Here is a 14014-nt window from a genome sequence, read left to right on the forward strand (position 1 = left end):
TTCGAGGCAGGAAGGGCTTTTTATTGTCTGACCTCTCTGCTAATTCGAACCGATCCGAACGTTTTAGGTCAGCTGGCCTGCCAGCAGATGACCTCGGCGCTTCGGTCGTGGCCCAATGTCCGGGGGCCAGTGCGCTCGTAGCTCAGCTGGATAGAGCATCGGATTTCGATTCCGAGGGTCGGAGGTTCGAATCCTTCCGAGCGCGCCATTTGTCAGCCCAACGCTTTCAAGGCTGTTATCAATTCGCCGAAAGACCGGTTTGCCGCGCCCGCGCCAGCGTGTCCGAGGGCGCTTCGTGGAAGGTCGCGATGATCCGGCAGGCCGGCAGGTTCACGATCGCTCGCGACGCGGCGAAATTGGCGACATCGAAATGAAATCGGCCGTCGGCACAGAATGACGGCCCAGCAAGTTTCAGCTTTTGATCTAAATCAGTTTGGCCCCAGGCTGACGGATGGCGGTGGCTCGCTATCTCGCAGAAGCGAAGGGGCCCCGAGGGCCCCTTCAAGATCTCACCAGCGGCGATAGCCATAATAGCGCGGGCGATAATATCGCGGGGCGTAATAGCGTGGCGGTCCATAATATCGGCCCCCATAACCGTAGCCGTAATAGACGTTCGGCTGCCACCAGCAGCGTCCCCAGGCGTCGCAGACCGTGCGGACCTGCTCGACGTTTGAGACCTGCGGCGTCGCAGGTGCCGGCGCAACGGGCATGGCCGACGCCGTCGACGATGCCGCGAGGGCACCAAACAGTGACGCGGCGACAAGGCCGATCCTAAGCTTCATGATGTCTTCCTCCGCTGACGCGATACAGATATCGAAGTTGTTCTGATCAAATTGTGGCGGGCCCAAAATGTAATGCTGATGAACGAGTCTTCAGTCAGCCCACCGTAGTCCCGATCAAGCATCGTCACGCTATCCTAGCTCAGCGCCGCCGAGACCTCGGCAAGGACTTCGCCAAGCTGCCGACTGCGAGATTAGGAAGCAGTTGCAGGGCTTCCAGCCGGGAGAGGGATGCCGCGACGCCTTCAGTAGCAGGGGTGCCGCCGGCGGTCCTGGCCAACATAAGCGGCCGCGCTCTGGTAGCAATGGTTGGTCGACGGGCCGTCGTAGAACGCGAAGGTACCGGGGGTGATGCCCGGCCCGTAATTGTGCAGATAGCTGATCTGGTAGGGCAGCGGATTGGCGTAGTAGCGGTGATGCCGGTAATGCACCCGCGCCTCCGCCAGGCCAGGGGCTAGGATTGCCGCCGACAGGGCAGCAACCGCGGCTACAAGCGTCAACTTGCTCATCTCGATTCTCCGGAACCCGCGCAAATAGGTTTGCCATCTATAGCCATTTCGGGCCGCCGGGGCACCCATCTGAAGCCCCAAAATGGGGGCAAATCCCGCAGATTCCCGGGTGAGTGTGACAGAATTGCCGGGACCGGGTCAAAGCCTGCCCATTTTTGGCCTTTTCGGGATGCTTAACGAATTCCCCACACAAGTGTGGCCAAAGAGAATCCGGTCAAAGATTCCTCCTGCCGGCTCCTTTGGGGATTTTCATCGGGGTGCTCTTCGGGGCCGGTACATTCCTGCAAGGTTTTCGCCGTCAAGCTGCCATGCGCATCACGCTCCTCAGCCTGCTGTTGCTCCTCGTCGCTGCCGCTGCACCCGCGCGGGCGCAGCTGCACATCACCCGCGACCACGGCGGCTATGTCGAGGAGTACAAGGCCAAGTACAAGCGTGTCCGCGACAAGGGCGAGCGCGTGATCATCGACGGGATCTGCAATTCGGCCTGCACGCTGGTGCTCGGCATCGTGCCGCTGAACAAGATCTGCGTGACGCCCAAGGCGAGCCTCGGCTTCCACCAGGCCTATTACGACAAGGCCTTCACCTTTGGCATCAAGGTCACCAGCGCCGAGGGGACATCCGACCTGATGTCCTATTATCCCGATACGGTGAAAGACTGGATCCGCCGCAATGGCGGGCTCACCACCGACATGAAGAAGATCAAGAACGGGGTCGAGCTCTGGAAGATCATCGATCCCTGTCCGGAAGAATGGTGATCGGCTGATCGGGGCCGCCGCGTTCGTCGCAGCGCAGCATCGGAAATTCGCATTGCCGCACCGCCCTCGCTCGGGCAATGAGGGCGGCAATGAATCCTGATCGAGATCAACTTGCCGCGCGGGCGGCGCCGGTGCTGTTCGTGCTGCTCTGGAGCACCGGCTTCATCGGCACCAAATACGTCATCAACAATGCCGAGCCCTTGACCTATCTCGCCATCCGCATGGCGGTGGTGGTTGGCCTGATGACGATCATCGCGGCGATCGCGCGGCCGAAATGGCCGGACCGCATCGGCATCGCGCACAGCGCGGTCGCCGGCATTCTCGTCCACGGTTTCTATCTCGGCGGCACCGCGATTGCGATCGCGCACTCCATCCCGGCGGGACTTTCCGCACTCATTCCGGGCCTGCAGCCGATCCTGACCTCGACGATTGCCAACCGCTGGCTCGGCGAGAAGGTGACGCCGGTGCAATGGGGCGGCTTGCTGCTGGGACTCGGCGGCGTGGCGCTGATCCTGCATAATCGCCCAATGACGGGCGAGGCCGGGATTGGCTGGCTCGCCTCGGTGGTCTCGCTGATCAGCATCACGCTGGGCACGCTGTATCAGCGGCGCTATTGCAACCACATCGACTGGCGCGCCGGTAATCTCGTGCAATATGTCGCGGTCACCATCTTCTTCACCCTCGGCGCCTTTCTGTTCGAGGACCGGGTCGTGCACTGGACGCGCGAGTTCGTGCTTGCACTCGGCTGGCTGGCGGTCGCGCTCTCGATCGGTTCGATCGGGCTGTTGTATTGGTTGATTCGCCATGCAGCGGCGACGTCGGTCGCGAGCCTGTTCTACCTGGTGCCTGCGGTGACCGCGCTGATGGCCTATCTGCTGTTCGGGGAAAAGCTCGATGCGCTCGCGATTGGCGGCATGACGATGTGCGCGGCCGCGGTGTTCGTGGTCAACAGGCGCTTCGGGACGTAGTTGGGGCTCGCCGGAATACATCCCTGACGTGCGGAGGACACCGTGATAGGCTGACGGTATTTCTGCGGCCCTTTCACACGGTGATTTGCATGAAGAAGGCGAAGCGCGCACTGCTCGGCAGGTCCATGAAGCCGGTCCGGATCGCCTGCATCAACTACGCCAGGCAATCGATCAGCGACCGCGACATGAGCCGGCTCACTGCGGCGCTCCAGAAGTGTTACGACAGGCACTTCCTGCCGGTGTGGGGCTATCCGGTCGACCTCTATGTCACGCGCAAGCCGAAGGCCACCGATTGGCAATTGGTCTATTTCGACGATGCTTTGCAGAAGAACCTGCTCGGGCGCCACGAACTGACCCGTCGGGGCCAGCCGATTTCGAAGGTTTTCGTCAAGGCGCTGGGTGAGGAGCCGATCAGCGTGGCGGCCTCGCACGAGCTGTTCGAGATGGTGCTCGACCCGATGGCCAATCTGTGGGCCGACAAGAATCCCAACACCCAATACGCCTATGAGGTCTGCGACGCCGTCGAAGAGGACTCCTTCGACGTCGACGGCCTGCCGATGTCGAACTTCGTCTATCCGTCCTGGTTCGAGCCGTTCAAGCATCGCCGTGGTACCAAATTCGACCACAAGGGAACGCTGAAGGCGCCGTTCTCGATGACCGAGGGCGGCTACGTCATCAAGAAGGTCAACGGCAGGAAGGTGATCAAGGCGTTCGGCTCACCGGCGAAGCGGCGGCGTTTCAACGCCGAAGACCGGCGCGGGCATCGCAGCGAGTTTCGCGATCCAAAGGGACAGCACCATCCGGGTCGGCGCGCGGCGAAGTGGCGCGGGTAGGGAGAGAAGTCTTCGGGCGCGCTGGCACCCGAAGACATGTCTCGAGCTGCGATCAGCGCTTGGCCTTCCTGGTCTTCTTTTTCGACTTGGCAGCCTTCTTCGCCGTTTTCTTGGCGGCTTTCTTCCCGGACTTCTTCGCAGCTTTCTTCGCTGACTTCTTCGCGGCCTTCTTGGCCTTCTTCTTGGAAGCCTTCTTTGCCTTCTTCGGCGCGACTTTCTTCGCGACCTTCTTGGCCGCCTTCTTTACCTTCTTCACGGCTGCGACAGCGGCGTCCTTGGTCGCTTCCACGGCGGTGGTGATCGTCTCCATCGCCTGCTCGGTGATCGGCTTGTCGTCGTCCATATCGTGTCCCCCACGGTTTGCATGGAGCGACGACGATAGCGGGTTTCATAATTGTGTCAAAGCAACGCTCAACCTTTGCGGAGCTTTGCGTAAGCGGCGAGCGCGCGCTCGCGTCCCTTGGCGTGATCGACGATCGGATGCGGATAGGTCTTGCCGAGCGTCACGCCCGCACTTGCAAGCTCGATCGGCGTCGCCTGCCATGGCTGGTGGATCAGTTTCGCCGGCATGTCTTTCAGCTCAGGCACCCAGCGCCGGACGTAGATTCCATCGGGGTCGAACTTCTCGCCCTGGAGAGTTGGGTTGAACACGCGGAAGTAGGGTGCGGCGTCGGCGCCGCAGCCGGCGACCCATTGCCAGTTGGCCGGGTTGCTGCCGGCGTCCGCATCGACCAGCGTGTCCCAGAACCAGGCTTCGCCATCGCGCCAGTCGATCAGCACGTGCTTGACCAGGAACGAAGCGACCACCATCCGGACGCGGTTGTGCATCACACCGGTGTGCCAGAGCTCGCGCATGCCGGCATCGACGATGGGATATCCGGTGCGGCCGCGCTGCCAGGCGGCGAGGGCCTTCTTGTCCGACTTCCAGGGAAAGTCGTCGAAGCTGGTTTGCAGGTTCTCGGTGGCCAGCTTCGGGTGATCATGGAGCAGGTGGCGGCAGAACTCGCGCCAGCCCAGTTCGCTCAGGAACTTGTCGACGCCGAAGCTGATCGCCGGATTTTCGGCCGCAGCGAAGCGTGCGGCGTAAAAGACCTGACGTGGGCTGAGTTCGCCGAACCGCAAATGTGGCGACAAGCCAGAGGTACCCTCGCGATCGGGGCGGTCGCGGTCGCCGACATAGCCGCGCGCGGTCTGCTTGAGAAAGTCGCGCAGGCGGGCGCGAGCGGAGGCTTCGCCCGGCGTCCAGCTCTCGCGCAGGCCGCCGGCCCAGTCGGGCTTGCTCGGCTCGAGCATCCAGCTCTCGAGCGGGTCGCTGGCGAGCTTCGACGCCGGGCGAAGCTCCTTTGGTGCGGCCAGCGGCTTTGGCGGATCGCCGAGCAACAGCACGCGCCGCCAGAACGGCGTGAAGACACGCAAGCCGCGGCCTTCCTTGTTGCGGATCGCCGAGGGCGGGACCAGCAGATCGCCGGGAAAACTTTGCGAGTCGACGCCGAGCTTTGCCAAGTCCGCTTCGAGCTGTTTCTCGACCGCCTGATGCGGGGCTTGAGCGATCCCGTTCCAGTAGACCGCATCGGCACCGCTCTCGCGCGCCGCCTGAGGGATCACTTTGCTCGCCGGCCCCTTGCGCAGGATGAGCGAGCCGCCACGCGCGGCGATATCGGCGCCGAGCGCGCGGAGCGACTGTGCCAGCCACCAGCGCGCCGCACCGCCGGGCGCCCGTCCGGCGGTATCGTCCAGCACGTAAAGGCAGATCACCGGCGCGCCGGTCTTGGCGGCGGCATGCAGGGCCGGGTGATCGGACAGGCGGAGATCGTCGCGAAACCAGACGATCACAGGCGGGGGGCTTGGCGGGGGCAGGGTGTCCTCGTTTACGATTTGGAAAGCATGCCGTGCGCGGTGCTGTGAACCATCGTTAATGGGGTCGTAAGCGGATTGCATGAATATGCAGAAATTCCGGGGGTAGTTCCATTCATGACCAATCTATTAACGTCGAAGTTCTTGCCGCAGTTCAAGCTGGGCACCAAGGCGGTCCTGTGTGCGGTCCTGCTGATCGCGATGAACACGGCACTGGTGGTCGGCGCCGGCTATTGGTCGCTCACCTCCGCCTTCAACGATCGTGCGCTGCGCGACATTGAGGTCAGTCTGCGTACGCTGGCGCTGGCCTTCGCCGAGGTCGTTCCTGACGCGAAGATCACGATGCGGGATGGCACGGTGGTGCGCGCCGAGATCCCCAAGATGCCGGACTTCAAGGATCACGCCATCGTCGATCGCGCGATATCCTATGTCGGCGGCAATGCGACCCTGTTCGTGTTTGACGATGCGAGCGGGCAGTTCGTCCGCCGCTCGACCAATGTGAAGAAGGAGAACGGCGACCGCGCCGTCGGCACCCAGCTCGCCGCCGACCATCCTGGACAGGCCGCACTGCGCCGCGGCGAGGCCTACAAGGGCCAGGCGACCCTGTTCGGCAAATCCTTCATGACGGCCTATTTCCCGGTGCTGGATGCGGCCGGGAAGGTCGTCGGCATTCTCTATGTCGGCCTTCCCATGGCGCAGTTCGAGAACATGCTGAGCCAGGCGATTTCGAGCATGGCCGCCGCCGCAGGTCTGGCCGCACTGCTGGTTCTGGTCCTGACCTTGCTGGTCGTCCGCCGCATCACCCGACCGCTCACCTCGGTCACCCGCTCGCTGACGGCGCTCGCCAACGGCGAGAGCAACGTCGCGATCGATTGCGAGGACCGGGCCGACGAGATCGGCGAGATCGCCCGGACGGTCGCGGTGTTCAAGAGCAATTCGCTGGAGCGGGCGCGGCTGCGCAGCGAGCAGGCGGAAACTGCGGCTGCCGCCGTCGAACAGCGCAAGGCCGACCTTCGCAACTTCGTTGCCGAATTCCGCAGCGGCGTCGGCGGCATCCTCGACAAGGTCCTGAACTCCTCCGGCGAGTTCGAGCGCGTGGCGCGGCAATTGACCGATACCGCGCGTTCCACCGCGGACCTGTCGGCGAAATCCGCCGGTGCGTCCGAGCAGGCTTCCGATCATGTCCGCGCGGCGGCGTCAGCCTCCGACGAACTGTCGCAGTCGATCTCCGAGATCACTCGAAAGGTGCAGGAATCCAACGCAATCTCCGCCGAGGCCGTGCAGCAGGCCGAAGCCACCGACCAGCGTATCGCGCAGCTCTCGGAAGCCGGCGCGCGCATCGGCGACGTCGTCAAGTTGATCACCTCGATCGCCGAGCAGACCAATTTGCTGGCGCTGAATGCCACCATCGAAGCCGCGCGCGCGGGCGATGCGGGCCGCGGTTTTGCGGTGGTGGCCCAGGAGGTCAAGACGCTCGCCGGGCAGACCGCCAAGGCGACCGACGAGATTTCGACCCAGATCGCAAGCATGCAGCTTGCAACCCAGGAGTCGGTGGCCGCGATCAAGGCAATCACGGAGACCATCGAACGCATCAGCGGCATCGCGGGCTCGATCTCGGCTGCGGTCGAGCAGCAACGCAGCGCGACCCACAACATCGCCGCCAGCGTTCGCGCCGCGGCCTCGGGCACCGCCGACGTCGCCGTCAACGTCCGCCACGCGGCCGAAGGCGCCAGCGAAACCGGCGAAACCTCGAGCCGGATGTTCGCCTCGGCCCAGGCGCTGTCAGGCGAGAGCCTGCATCTGAAGGCCGAGGTCGACGGTTTCCTCGATCGTGTTCAAGCGGCTTGATCCCGGATATGCGGACTGAAACCATCTGATAGCCGTGGCGTAACTGACGGCATGATGACTGCCCGCCACACCTGCGGGCAGGGAGGCCGCCAGTGAACCGCATCGCCGTGCTTTATGTCGCAACCCTCGTTGTCTTGACCGGGCTGGACTTCCTGTTCCTCGGGCTGATCGCCAAAGGCTTCTTCACCGCGGAAGTTGGCGACATGCTGGGCGAGTTGAAGCCCTTTCCGGCAATCCTGTTCTATCTGCTCTATGTCGCCGGCGTTCTGACCTTCGTCAGCGGCACGACGGATGCGACCTGGCAGTCGACGCTGCTCTATGGCGCGCTGTTCGGGCTGTTTTGTTATGCGACGTTCGATCTCACCGCGCTCGCGCTCTTGAAGCACTGGAGCTGGTCCGTCGCATTTCTCGACGTCGGCTGGGGCGCGGTCGTGACCGCGGTCTCGTCGACCGCGGGTCTGTTGGTGGCGGAACGTGCGACCGGATAGTGCGCCTTATTTGGGCTGCGGCACGATGCGGATATAGGGCTTCGGCTCTTTCCAGCCCTGCGGGTAGATGGTCTTGGCCTCGTCGTTCGACACCGAGCCCGAGATGATGACGTCCTCGCCCTGCTTCCAGTCGGCCGGGGTCGCGACACGATGCTTGGCGGTGAGCTGGAGCGAGTCGATCACGCGCAGGATCTCGTGGAAGTTCCGGCCCGTGGTCATCGGATAGACCAGCACCAGCTTGATCTTCTTGTCCGGCCCGATGATGAAGACGTTGCGGACGGTCTGGTTGTCGGCGGCGGTGCGGGTGAGGGGATCGCCCGAGATCGCGGCCGGCAGCATGCCGTACAGCTTCGAGACGTTGTAATCGGTGTCGCCGATCATCGGGTAGTTCGGGGCGGCGCCTTGCGTCTCCTTGATGTCCTCCGACCATTTCGAATGGCGGTCGACCGGGTCGACCGAGAGGCCCATCAGCTTGACGCCGCGCTTGTCGAATTCCGGCTTCAACTTGGCGAGAGCGCCGAGCTCGGTCGTGCAGACCGGTGTGAAATCCTTGGGGTGCGAGAACAGCAGCGCCCAGCTATTGCCGATCCAATCGTGGAACTTGATCTTCCCTTCGGTGGTCTCGGCTTCGAAGTCGGGGGCGGTGGCGCCGATCGGAAGTGTCATGGTTTGACCTCATCGCGTTGAAATGGCTAGGGAAATGCTGGCTGGCCGTCATGCCCAGTATAGGGGCTTGGCTGCCTCATGTGAACGGCAACTGAACTGCTTGAAGTAAAATGTGAATTCCTCCTCCGAAGGGCCGATTTCCGAGCACGTTTTTGTTACGGCGGCGCCTGCGGCGAAACATCTCCACCGGGGCTTCACGGGTATCGATTGCCCCGATAATGCCTTTTATGACCCCCATCACGCCCCCCGACGCTCTCCAGAACCGAAACGGTCCTCATAGCGACTAATCGGCAACCATTGAGAAAAGTCGCGATCCCCATATCGAATCATTAACCACCCCTTTACGCCAGCATGAAAATGCTGGCCGATCAGAAGAAATCTGGAAGTGAACTATGTCCGCCGCACTGCCGAAGTCCGTTGAGTCGTCGTCGCCCCTCGAACCGTCCTGCCGCGATACCGCAGCCCATGCCCTTACCGTCGTGCGCGACGGCGTGATCACGGGCGAAGGCCCGACCACCAAGGGCCGGGTGCACTTTTCCCGCTCCATCGATGCCGATGACACCGCCTGGTGCGCGCGCATCCTGACCGCCGCAGCGGTCAACGACCAGCCGGTCAGCCGCGCCGAAGCCGAGACGCTGTTCGAGATCAACGAGGCCGCAACCGAGCGCGCCGATGGCGGCCGGTTCGACGATTTGCTCGCCAAGGCTGTCGCCCATTACGCCGCGAGCGCTTCGGGCCTGAAGGTTCCCTCGCGCAGCGTTGCGCTGGCGCAGGACACCGACATCGAGAGCTGGGCGCCGTCCTATGCCTCGAAGGTCAAGAGCGAAATGCTGGAGTGGATTGCCGGCCAGATGCGCGGCAAGCGCCAGAACAATCGTCGCCTGATGGCGTTGGTGGCGACTTTCCTCGGCGCCACCGCGCTGCCTCTGGCGGGCCAATTGCCGAACGTGTTCGATATTGGAATGTAGGCGTTCGACGAGATCAGTCGCGCCCCTTGCGGGGCGCGAGAGAGCGGCGGGGTTATTTCCCCGCCGTTTTTTGTTTGCCGGCTTCCGGCTCGAGGCCCAGCGTGCGGCCGGGGAAGCCGGCGGCGTCGAAATAGCGCTGGCTGCCGACGCGCTGGACATTGAGCACGGTCTCGAGACCGTTCTCCGATTTCTTCTTCGACTTCTCCACGGTCTTGAACGCCTTCGGCACGACGCCGTTGGGCAGGGCTTCTGACATCACCCGGCCGACCAAGCCGCCATTCTGCGAACCGCGCAGGCCAAGAAGCTGAGCCGCGGTCATGCCGACGTCGGCATTGCTGACGGGGAGTTCATCGACGAACCCGGCTTTGAAGTCCGGACCGATCGCAGCCATGAAGTTGTAGGTGTCGCCGCGGCTGAAGCTGCCGTGCATACCCTGACCCTGGCGCAGCACGGTGTCAGCTACCTGCACCGAGCAATTGGTCGGTGCCTCGCCGCACGCGCTGGCATAGGAACGGAAGTTGACCACGATCGCCGGCGTCGGCGTTGCCGCCTTGCCCCGCAGATTGATGCTCGACAGCGGCAGCGTGCCGGGGAAATGGCCCAGCGAGTCGTCCACGAACAGGCCGGAGATGTAGTCCTGCTCCATCAGCGCCTTGATGGTCCTGGCCGCCAGCTTCTTGTTTTTGTTCGGCAGGTAGATCAGGTCCGAGCCGCCATTGGTGGCGACGACGAGATCGGGCTTGGTCGGGTCCTTGCCGAGCACGCCGTTGCCGGCCTTCGGATGGGCGTTGCCGGTGACGACCGCGTTCTTGTCGTTGGGGTCGAACAGCGGCAGGTCGAGTGCCTTGGCAAGGTCGATCGCCAGGAAGCCCATCGGCAAGAAGTCCTTCGGCGTGTCGTCATAGCTGATCTTGGCCGAGGGGCTGGTCTTGCTCTCCTTCGAGATGGTCGAGAAGCCGTGGTCGGCCTGGATCATGATGTTGGTGTTGGCGGCGAGCCCGAGATCGTCCAGTGCCTTGCGGATCTGGGCAAGGTTGTTGTCGACGTTCCTGATGCTCGCCATCGTGCTCGGGCCGTTGATGCCCGGCAGGATCTGGTTGAGGCTGTCGCCCTGGTTATGCTGGGTGCCGTCAGGATCGCGCGACCAGAACACCAGCACGAACGGCTTGTTGCGCGCCTTGAACATCGGCAGCACGACCTTCGCTGCAACGTCGGCGAAATAGGCCTGCTGCGCAACATTGGCCGTCGTGGTGCCGGGCGTCTTGGCATCGCCCGCCTTGCCGTTGTCGCCGCGGCCGGGGGTGGTGAGGGGGAGGCCGGCCTTGGTCAGCGCGTTCTTCATCTCGTCCGACAGTGCGACGCCGGCCTTGCCGCCAGTTGCATCGTCAACGATGATCGAGTGCGTGCCCGTCTTCTCGGGATGATCGGTGTGGTCCCACTGATAGGTGGGGCCGACCTTGCCGATCGCCGCGGTGCTCAGGCCCTTGTCGCGGGCCATCTTCAACACGGTGTCTTCGTTGAGATAGTCGCCCTTGAAATGTTCGTCGATGTCGCCGAGCACGGCGTCGTTCTCGATGAAGGGGACCACGGTGTCGCCGGCGGGGACCGAGGTGTAATTGGTCCAGATCGTGTTGGAGAACACACCGGTGTCGCCGAGGTAGTGACCGGTCGACATCGCCGAGCCGTTGGCCATCGTGAAGGTCGGGAACAGCGAATGCGAGTTCTTGAAGTTGACACCCTTGTCGCGGACCTCGGCCATCGCAGGCGCGGTCTCGGGAGTGATCTTCAGCGCGCGCATCCCGTCGGGAATAAACAGGATCAGGTTGCGGGGCGTGTTGTTCTCGGCGGATGCAAATCCCGTGGACAGCACTGTCAGTCCGGCTGACAGCAACACCAGTGAACGGCGCATCAAAATCTCCTAAGCGATGAGGCGGCTTGGCCGCCGAACCGCGGCCCCCGGCCATCGTTTAGTTTTGCTGCATGACGGTTTTGTTACAGGAGCGGATCGGCATGCAGAAGTGACGGGGCGGCGAGCCGGACATCCACGGATTCGTCATTGCGAGGTGGCGACTCCCGTGTCCCGGGCGCGCTGCAACGTTCTAGCGCCGCTCCGCGCCGCGCTGTGTCCGAGGTACAAGAAAGAATTACGGCGCACGGTTGCATCAATGTCGTCATTGCGAGCGGAGCGAAGCAACACCGACGCAGGCTCCATTGCTTCGTCGCATGAGCTTCCCGTAATGACGAAGCGTGGGTGGGGCTCTCTTGAGTGGACGCAGCGGTCCGGGATTTCGCTGCCCTTCATCCGGGCTGCGGAGACCGAAGATTCCGGGCGTTCTGCCGCATCCGGTTCCCTGTTAATCCCGTGCTTTAACCAACAATTAATTATACGTTTGCGGGCGGGCGACAGAGCGGCCTAGCGTGCGGTGGGGAGCCGTTATTCGCGAAGCCAAACGAGTTGGTGCGTATCATGATGTCCAGATCATTTGGGGCGTTGCTCGCCTCGCTTAGCGCAGCCGCGCTGCTCCTTAGCGTCAGTGACAGTTCTGCGCGACCGGGCGGCGCTGCCCCGCATGGCGTGGTGACCGCTGCCGCGGCACGTCCGCCGATCGCGCCGGGCGCGCGATTCCGCGGCCGCGGCAATCGCTTCAATAATCCCTGGGTCTACTGGCCCGGTGGCGGCGGGTTCTTCTATGACGGCGCGAGCCACAGCGAGCCTTTCGTTGACGCCGGTCAGCCTGTCACCAACGACATTCGCTATACCTACACCTACGACGTTCCCTGGGACTGGACGCATCGCTTCCCGCCGAACGTCGTGCCGTCCGACAGGCCCTATGTGTCGAGCTGCCCGACGGAGCAGGTGACGGTGCCCGGCCGTGGTGGCGCAGAGCACACCGTCAACATCACGCGCTGCTACTAGCAGCGCACGGCGTTTCACGGCTCGCTACAGCATGCCTGCCGCGGCCGCCTGGTCGCGGTCGGACTGTTTGCGCCTGACATTCGCAAGCTCGCGGCTGCAAGCCACGAACGCGTTCGTTCCCGGGCGCAGCCCGAGTTGACCGCAGACGTCCCGATCCTCATCGGCAATGACGCGCACGAGCTCCGCCTGTGCAGCCTCCCGGGTCGCTGGCGCCGAGACAAGCGTGTGAAGCCCAAGGGCCGTCACGACGGCGAGCACCAGCGCAGCTCCGATCCCGAGGCGCTGTGTTTCGTCGGCCGTGGGCTGAGAGGGGCGGGCCTTGGATCTCGCTTCGGTCATGAAATCCTCGCGACTGAAATTTCGATGATCGGAAAATGACGTTCGAGGCGGCCGGCAATTTCGGCGGATCGAACACCAATACACGCTGCGTCGCAGCGGGCACGTGAAACAGATTACAAATTTCGAGCAGTGCAGGCCGAATTCAAAATCGGGACTAGCCTAGTTCAAAACTGGTTACGCCGAACACGCGGTCGAGCCGCAGTGACGCGATCGGTCCAGTGTACATTCGAGCCGTTTCAAACGTCGGCTTCAGGCTAAGGCATTCCGCAATCGCTATAGCATCGCGGTTCATAGCGGGGATGTCGAGCACAATCTCGTTGCTTCCGGGACTCGCCAGCAAGGCCTCGAGCACGGCCTCGGCGGCGGCGCGGTCATCGGCTACCAGCGGGCCGATCTTGCGGCCCGTCCGGCAGGGGCGGATCACGCCCCACGCGGCAAGCTTGCCGTTGCGCAGCAGTGCGCGGCCAACGTGTCCCGGTGAGTTGATCCAGGCACGCAAGAAGGCCTCGCGCGGCGCAGGGAAGACCGTGGCGTCGTCGGCCTGCACAAGCGCAAATGGGATCGTGCCGAGCGCAACAACTTCGGCGGGCGGCTTCAGCGGCGGGGCAACAATGCCGCTGTAGCGGATATTGGCGTAAGCCAGCTGGAAGCCGGACTGCTTGTAATTGTCCTGCTGCGCCACGACGCCGTCGAGCCCGATCACGCGCGCGCCTGCATGCGCGATCGCGGCATTCCAGATGCGCAGGCCGTGGCCTCTACCGCGAAAGCCAGGGCGCACGATGTAGAAGCCGAGGAAGGCGAAGTGCTCGCCGTAGGTGACGCAGGAGACGGTTGCGACCGGTTCGCCGTCGATCTCGCCGACGAAGAAGCCGCGGGTATCTGGGATCGCGAAGCAGGCGGCATCGGCAAGTCCGGGATTCCAGCCCTCCGTCGCGGCCCAGTCGATCGCGATCGAGATCTCGTCGGGCCGCAAGTTGCGGATCTGCAAATCGCTCATGTCGCGTCGCCTCGTGGCAATGGACCTGTTCGCAAGTCTGGTTTGCGGGCAAGTCTGGCGGTAGAAGGCCTGATGACAGGTCGAGCCATCGCA

General features: G+C 63.3%; 15 protein-coding genes and 1 tRNA gene. 8 read left to right on the plus strand and 8 right to left on the minus strand.

The genetic code is table 11. The features are described from left to right. Positions 1-131: 131 nt before the first annotated feature. Positions 132-208, plus strand: a tRNA-Arg gene (locus JQ631_RS06965). Between the two features lie 301 nt (positions 209-509). On the opposite strand, the gene JQ631_RS06970 is transcribed toward JQ631_RS06965, so the two are convergent. Both JQ631_RS06970 and JQ631_RS06975 read right to left on the minus strand, forming a co-directional pair. Beyond that, a complete protein-coding gene (locus JQ631_RS06970; protein WP_212325002.1) occupies positions 510-782 on the minus strand; it encodes a hypothetical protein in 273 nt (90 codons plus the stop codon). Between the two features lie 242 nt (positions 783-1024). After that, on the minus strand, positions 1025-1288 hold the full coding sequence (locus JQ631_RS06975) for a hypothetical protein (RefSeq protein ID WP_212325004.1): 264 nt from the start codon (positions 1286-1288) through the stop codon (positions 1025-1027). 308 nt (positions 1289-1596) lie between these two features. On the opposite strand from JQ631_RS06975, the gene JQ631_RS06980 reads away from it, so the two are divergent. From JQ631_RS06980 to JQ631_RS06990, 3 genes are all read left to right on the plus strand, one after another. Continuing rightward, complete coding sequence (locus JQ631_RS06980) at positions 1597-2043, plus strand: hypothetical protein (protein ID WP_212325007.1); 447 nt, start codon at positions 1597-1599, stop codon at positions 2041-2043. An 89-nt stretch (positions 2044-2132) separates the two neighbouring features. Continuing rightward, on the plus strand, positions 2133-3011 hold the full coding sequence (locus JQ631_RS06985) for a DMT family transporter (RefSeq protein ID WP_212325009.1): 879 nt from the start codon (positions 2133-2135) through the stop codon (positions 3009-3011). A gap of 89 nt (positions 3012-3100) precedes the next feature. Then, positions 3101-3844 carry a hypothetical protein gene (locus tag JQ631_RS06990; protein ID WP_212325011.1) on the plus strand — a complete coding sequence of 248 codons (744 nt, stop codon included), beginning with the start codon at positions 3101-3103 and terminating at the stop codon, positions 3842-3844. A gap of 52 nt (positions 3845-3896) precedes the next feature. On the opposite strand, the gene JQ631_RS06995 is transcribed toward JQ631_RS06990, so the two are convergent. Together JQ631_RS06995 and JQ631_RS07000 are read right to left on the minus strand one after the other, a co-directional pair. Next, positions 3897-4187: a histone gene (locus tag JQ631_RS06995; protein WP_212325012.1), complete on the minus strand. Its 291-nt coding sequence runs from the start codon at positions 4185-4187 to the stop codon at positions 3897-3899. Between the two features lie 68 nt (positions 4188-4255). Beyond that, positions 4256-5782, minus strand: coding sequence for a cryptochrome/photolyase family protein (locus JQ631_RS07000; protein WP_433995501.1), 1527 nt, complete (start codon positions 5780-5782; stop codon positions 4256-4258). Positions 5783-5815: 33 nt separating this feature from the next. Here JQ631_RS07000 and JQ631_RS07005 point away from each other — a divergent pair, with 33 nt between their 5' ends. Further along, positions 5816-7546 carry a methyl-accepting chemotaxis protein gene (locus JQ631_RS07005; protein ID WP_212325013.1) on the plus strand — a complete coding sequence of 577 codons (1731 nt, stop codon included), beginning with the start codon at positions 5816-5818 and terminating at the stop codon, positions 7544-7546. 92 nt (positions 7547-7638) lie between these two features. After that, complete coding sequence (locus tag JQ631_RS07010; protein WP_212325014.1) at positions 7639-8034, plus strand: DUF2177 family protein; 396 nt, start codon at positions 7639-7641, stop codon at positions 8032-8034. Positions 8035-8040: 6 nt separating this feature from the next. Here JQ631_RS07010 and JQ631_RS07015 read toward each other — a convergent pair whose 3' ends face one another. Continuing rightward, positions 8041-8700, minus strand: a complete 660-nt coding sequence (locus JQ631_RS07015; protein ID WP_212325015.1) for a peroxiredoxin — start codon at positions 8698-8700, stop codon at positions 8041-8043. A 392-nt stretch (positions 8701-9092) separates the two neighbouring features. On the opposite strand from JQ631_RS07015, the gene JQ631_RS07020 reads away from it, so the two are divergent. Further along, positions 9093-9668 carry a hypothetical protein gene (locus JQ631_RS07020; RefSeq protein WP_212325016.1) on the plus strand — a complete coding sequence of 192 codons (576 nt, stop codon included), beginning with the start codon at positions 9093-9095 and terminating at the stop codon, positions 9666-9668. Positions 9669-9720: 52 nt separating this feature from the next. Here JQ631_RS07020 and JQ631_RS07025 read toward each other — a convergent pair whose 3' ends face one another. Continuing rightward, positions 9721-11577 (minus strand): alkaline phosphatase family protein, encoded by a 1857-nt coding sequence (locus tag JQ631_RS07025; RefSeq protein WP_212325017.1) that lies wholly within the window; start codon positions 11575-11577, stop codon positions 9721-9723. A 558-nt stretch (positions 11578-12135) separates the two neighbouring features. On the opposite strand from JQ631_RS07025, the gene JQ631_RS07030 reads away from it, so the two are divergent. After that, positions 12136-12585 (plus strand): hypothetical protein, encoded by a 450-nt coding sequence (locus JQ631_RS07030; RefSeq protein WP_212325018.1) that lies wholly within the window; start codon positions 12136-12138, stop codon positions 12583-12585. A gap of 24 nt (positions 12586-12609) precedes the next feature. On the opposite strand, the gene JQ631_RS07035 is transcribed toward JQ631_RS07030, so the two are convergent. Further along, positions 12610-12924, minus strand: a complete 315-nt coding sequence (locus tag JQ631_RS07035; RefSeq protein WP_212325019.1) for a hypothetical protein — start codon at positions 12922-12924, stop codon at positions 12610-12612. A 154-nt stretch (positions 12925-13078) separates the two neighbouring features. Beyond that, positions 13079-13921, minus strand: coding sequence for a GNAT family N-acetyltransferase (locus JQ631_RS07040; protein ID WP_212325020.1), 843 nt, complete (start codon positions 13919-13921; stop codon positions 13079-13081). Between the last annotated feature and the right edge of the window lie 93 nt (positions 13922-14014).

It is taken from the genome of Bradyrhizobium manausense, assembly GCF_018131105.1.
GTDB lineage: Bacteria > Pseudomonadota > Alphaproteobacteria > Rhizobiales > Xanthobacteraceae > Bradyrhizobium > Bradyrhizobium manausense_B.

Coding starts and splice junctions, on each gene's coding strand:
- JQ631_RS07035 (WP_212325019.1), bottom strand. CDS start 12,924: ATGACCGAAGCGAGATCCAAGGCCCGCCCCTCTCAGCCCACGGCCGAC.
- JQ631_RS07030 (WP_212325018.1), top strand. CDS start 12,136: ATGATGTCCAGATCATTTGGGGCGTTGCTCGCCTCGCTTAGCGCAGCC.
- JQ631_RS07040 (WP_212325020.1), bottom strand. CDS start 13,921: ATGAGCGATTTGCAGATCCGCAACTTGCGGCCCGACGAGATCTCGATC.
- JQ631_RS07025 (WP_212325017.1), bottom strand. CDS start 11,577: ATGCGCCGTTCACTGGTGTTGCTGTCAGCCGGACTGACAGTGCTGTCC.
- JQ631_RS07015 (WP_212325015.1), bottom strand. CDS start 8,700: ATGACACTTCCGATCGGCGCCACCGCCCCCGACTTCGAAGCCGAGACC.
- JQ631_RS06970 (WP_212325002.1), bottom strand. CDS start 782: ATGAAGCTTAGGATCGGCCTTGTCGCCGCGTCACTGTTTGGTGCCCTC.
- JQ631_RS07000 (WP_433995501.1), bottom strand. CDS start 5,782: ATGCAATCCGCTTACGACCCCATTAACGATGGTTCACAGCACCGCGCA.
- JQ631_RS06995 (WP_212325012.1), bottom strand. CDS start 4,187: ATGGACGACGACAAGCCGATCACCGAGCAGGCGATGGAGACGATCACC.
- JQ631_RS06975 (WP_212325004.1), bottom strand. CDS start 1,288: ATGAGCAAGTTGACGCTTGTAGCCGCGGTTGCTGCCCTGTCGGCGGCA.
- JQ631_RS07020 (WP_212325016.1), top strand. CDS start 9,093: ATGTCCGCCGCACTGCCGAAGTCCGTTGAGTCGTCGTCGCCCCTCGAA.
- JQ631_RS06980 (WP_212325007.1), top strand. CDS start 1,597: ATGCGCATCACGCTCCTCAGCCTGCTGTTGCTCCTCGTCGCTGCCGCT.
- JQ631_RS06985 (WP_212325009.1), top strand. CDS start 2,133: ATGAATCCTGATCGAGATCAACTTGCCGCGCGGGCGGCGCCGGTGCTG.
- JQ631_RS06990 (WP_212325011.1), top strand. CDS start 3,101: ATGAAGAAGGCGAAGCGCGCACTGCTCGGCAGGTCCATGAAGCCGGTC.
- JQ631_RS07005 (WP_212325013.1), top strand. CDS start 5,816: ATGACCAATCTATTAACGTCGAAGTTCTTGCCGCAGTTCAAGCTGGGC.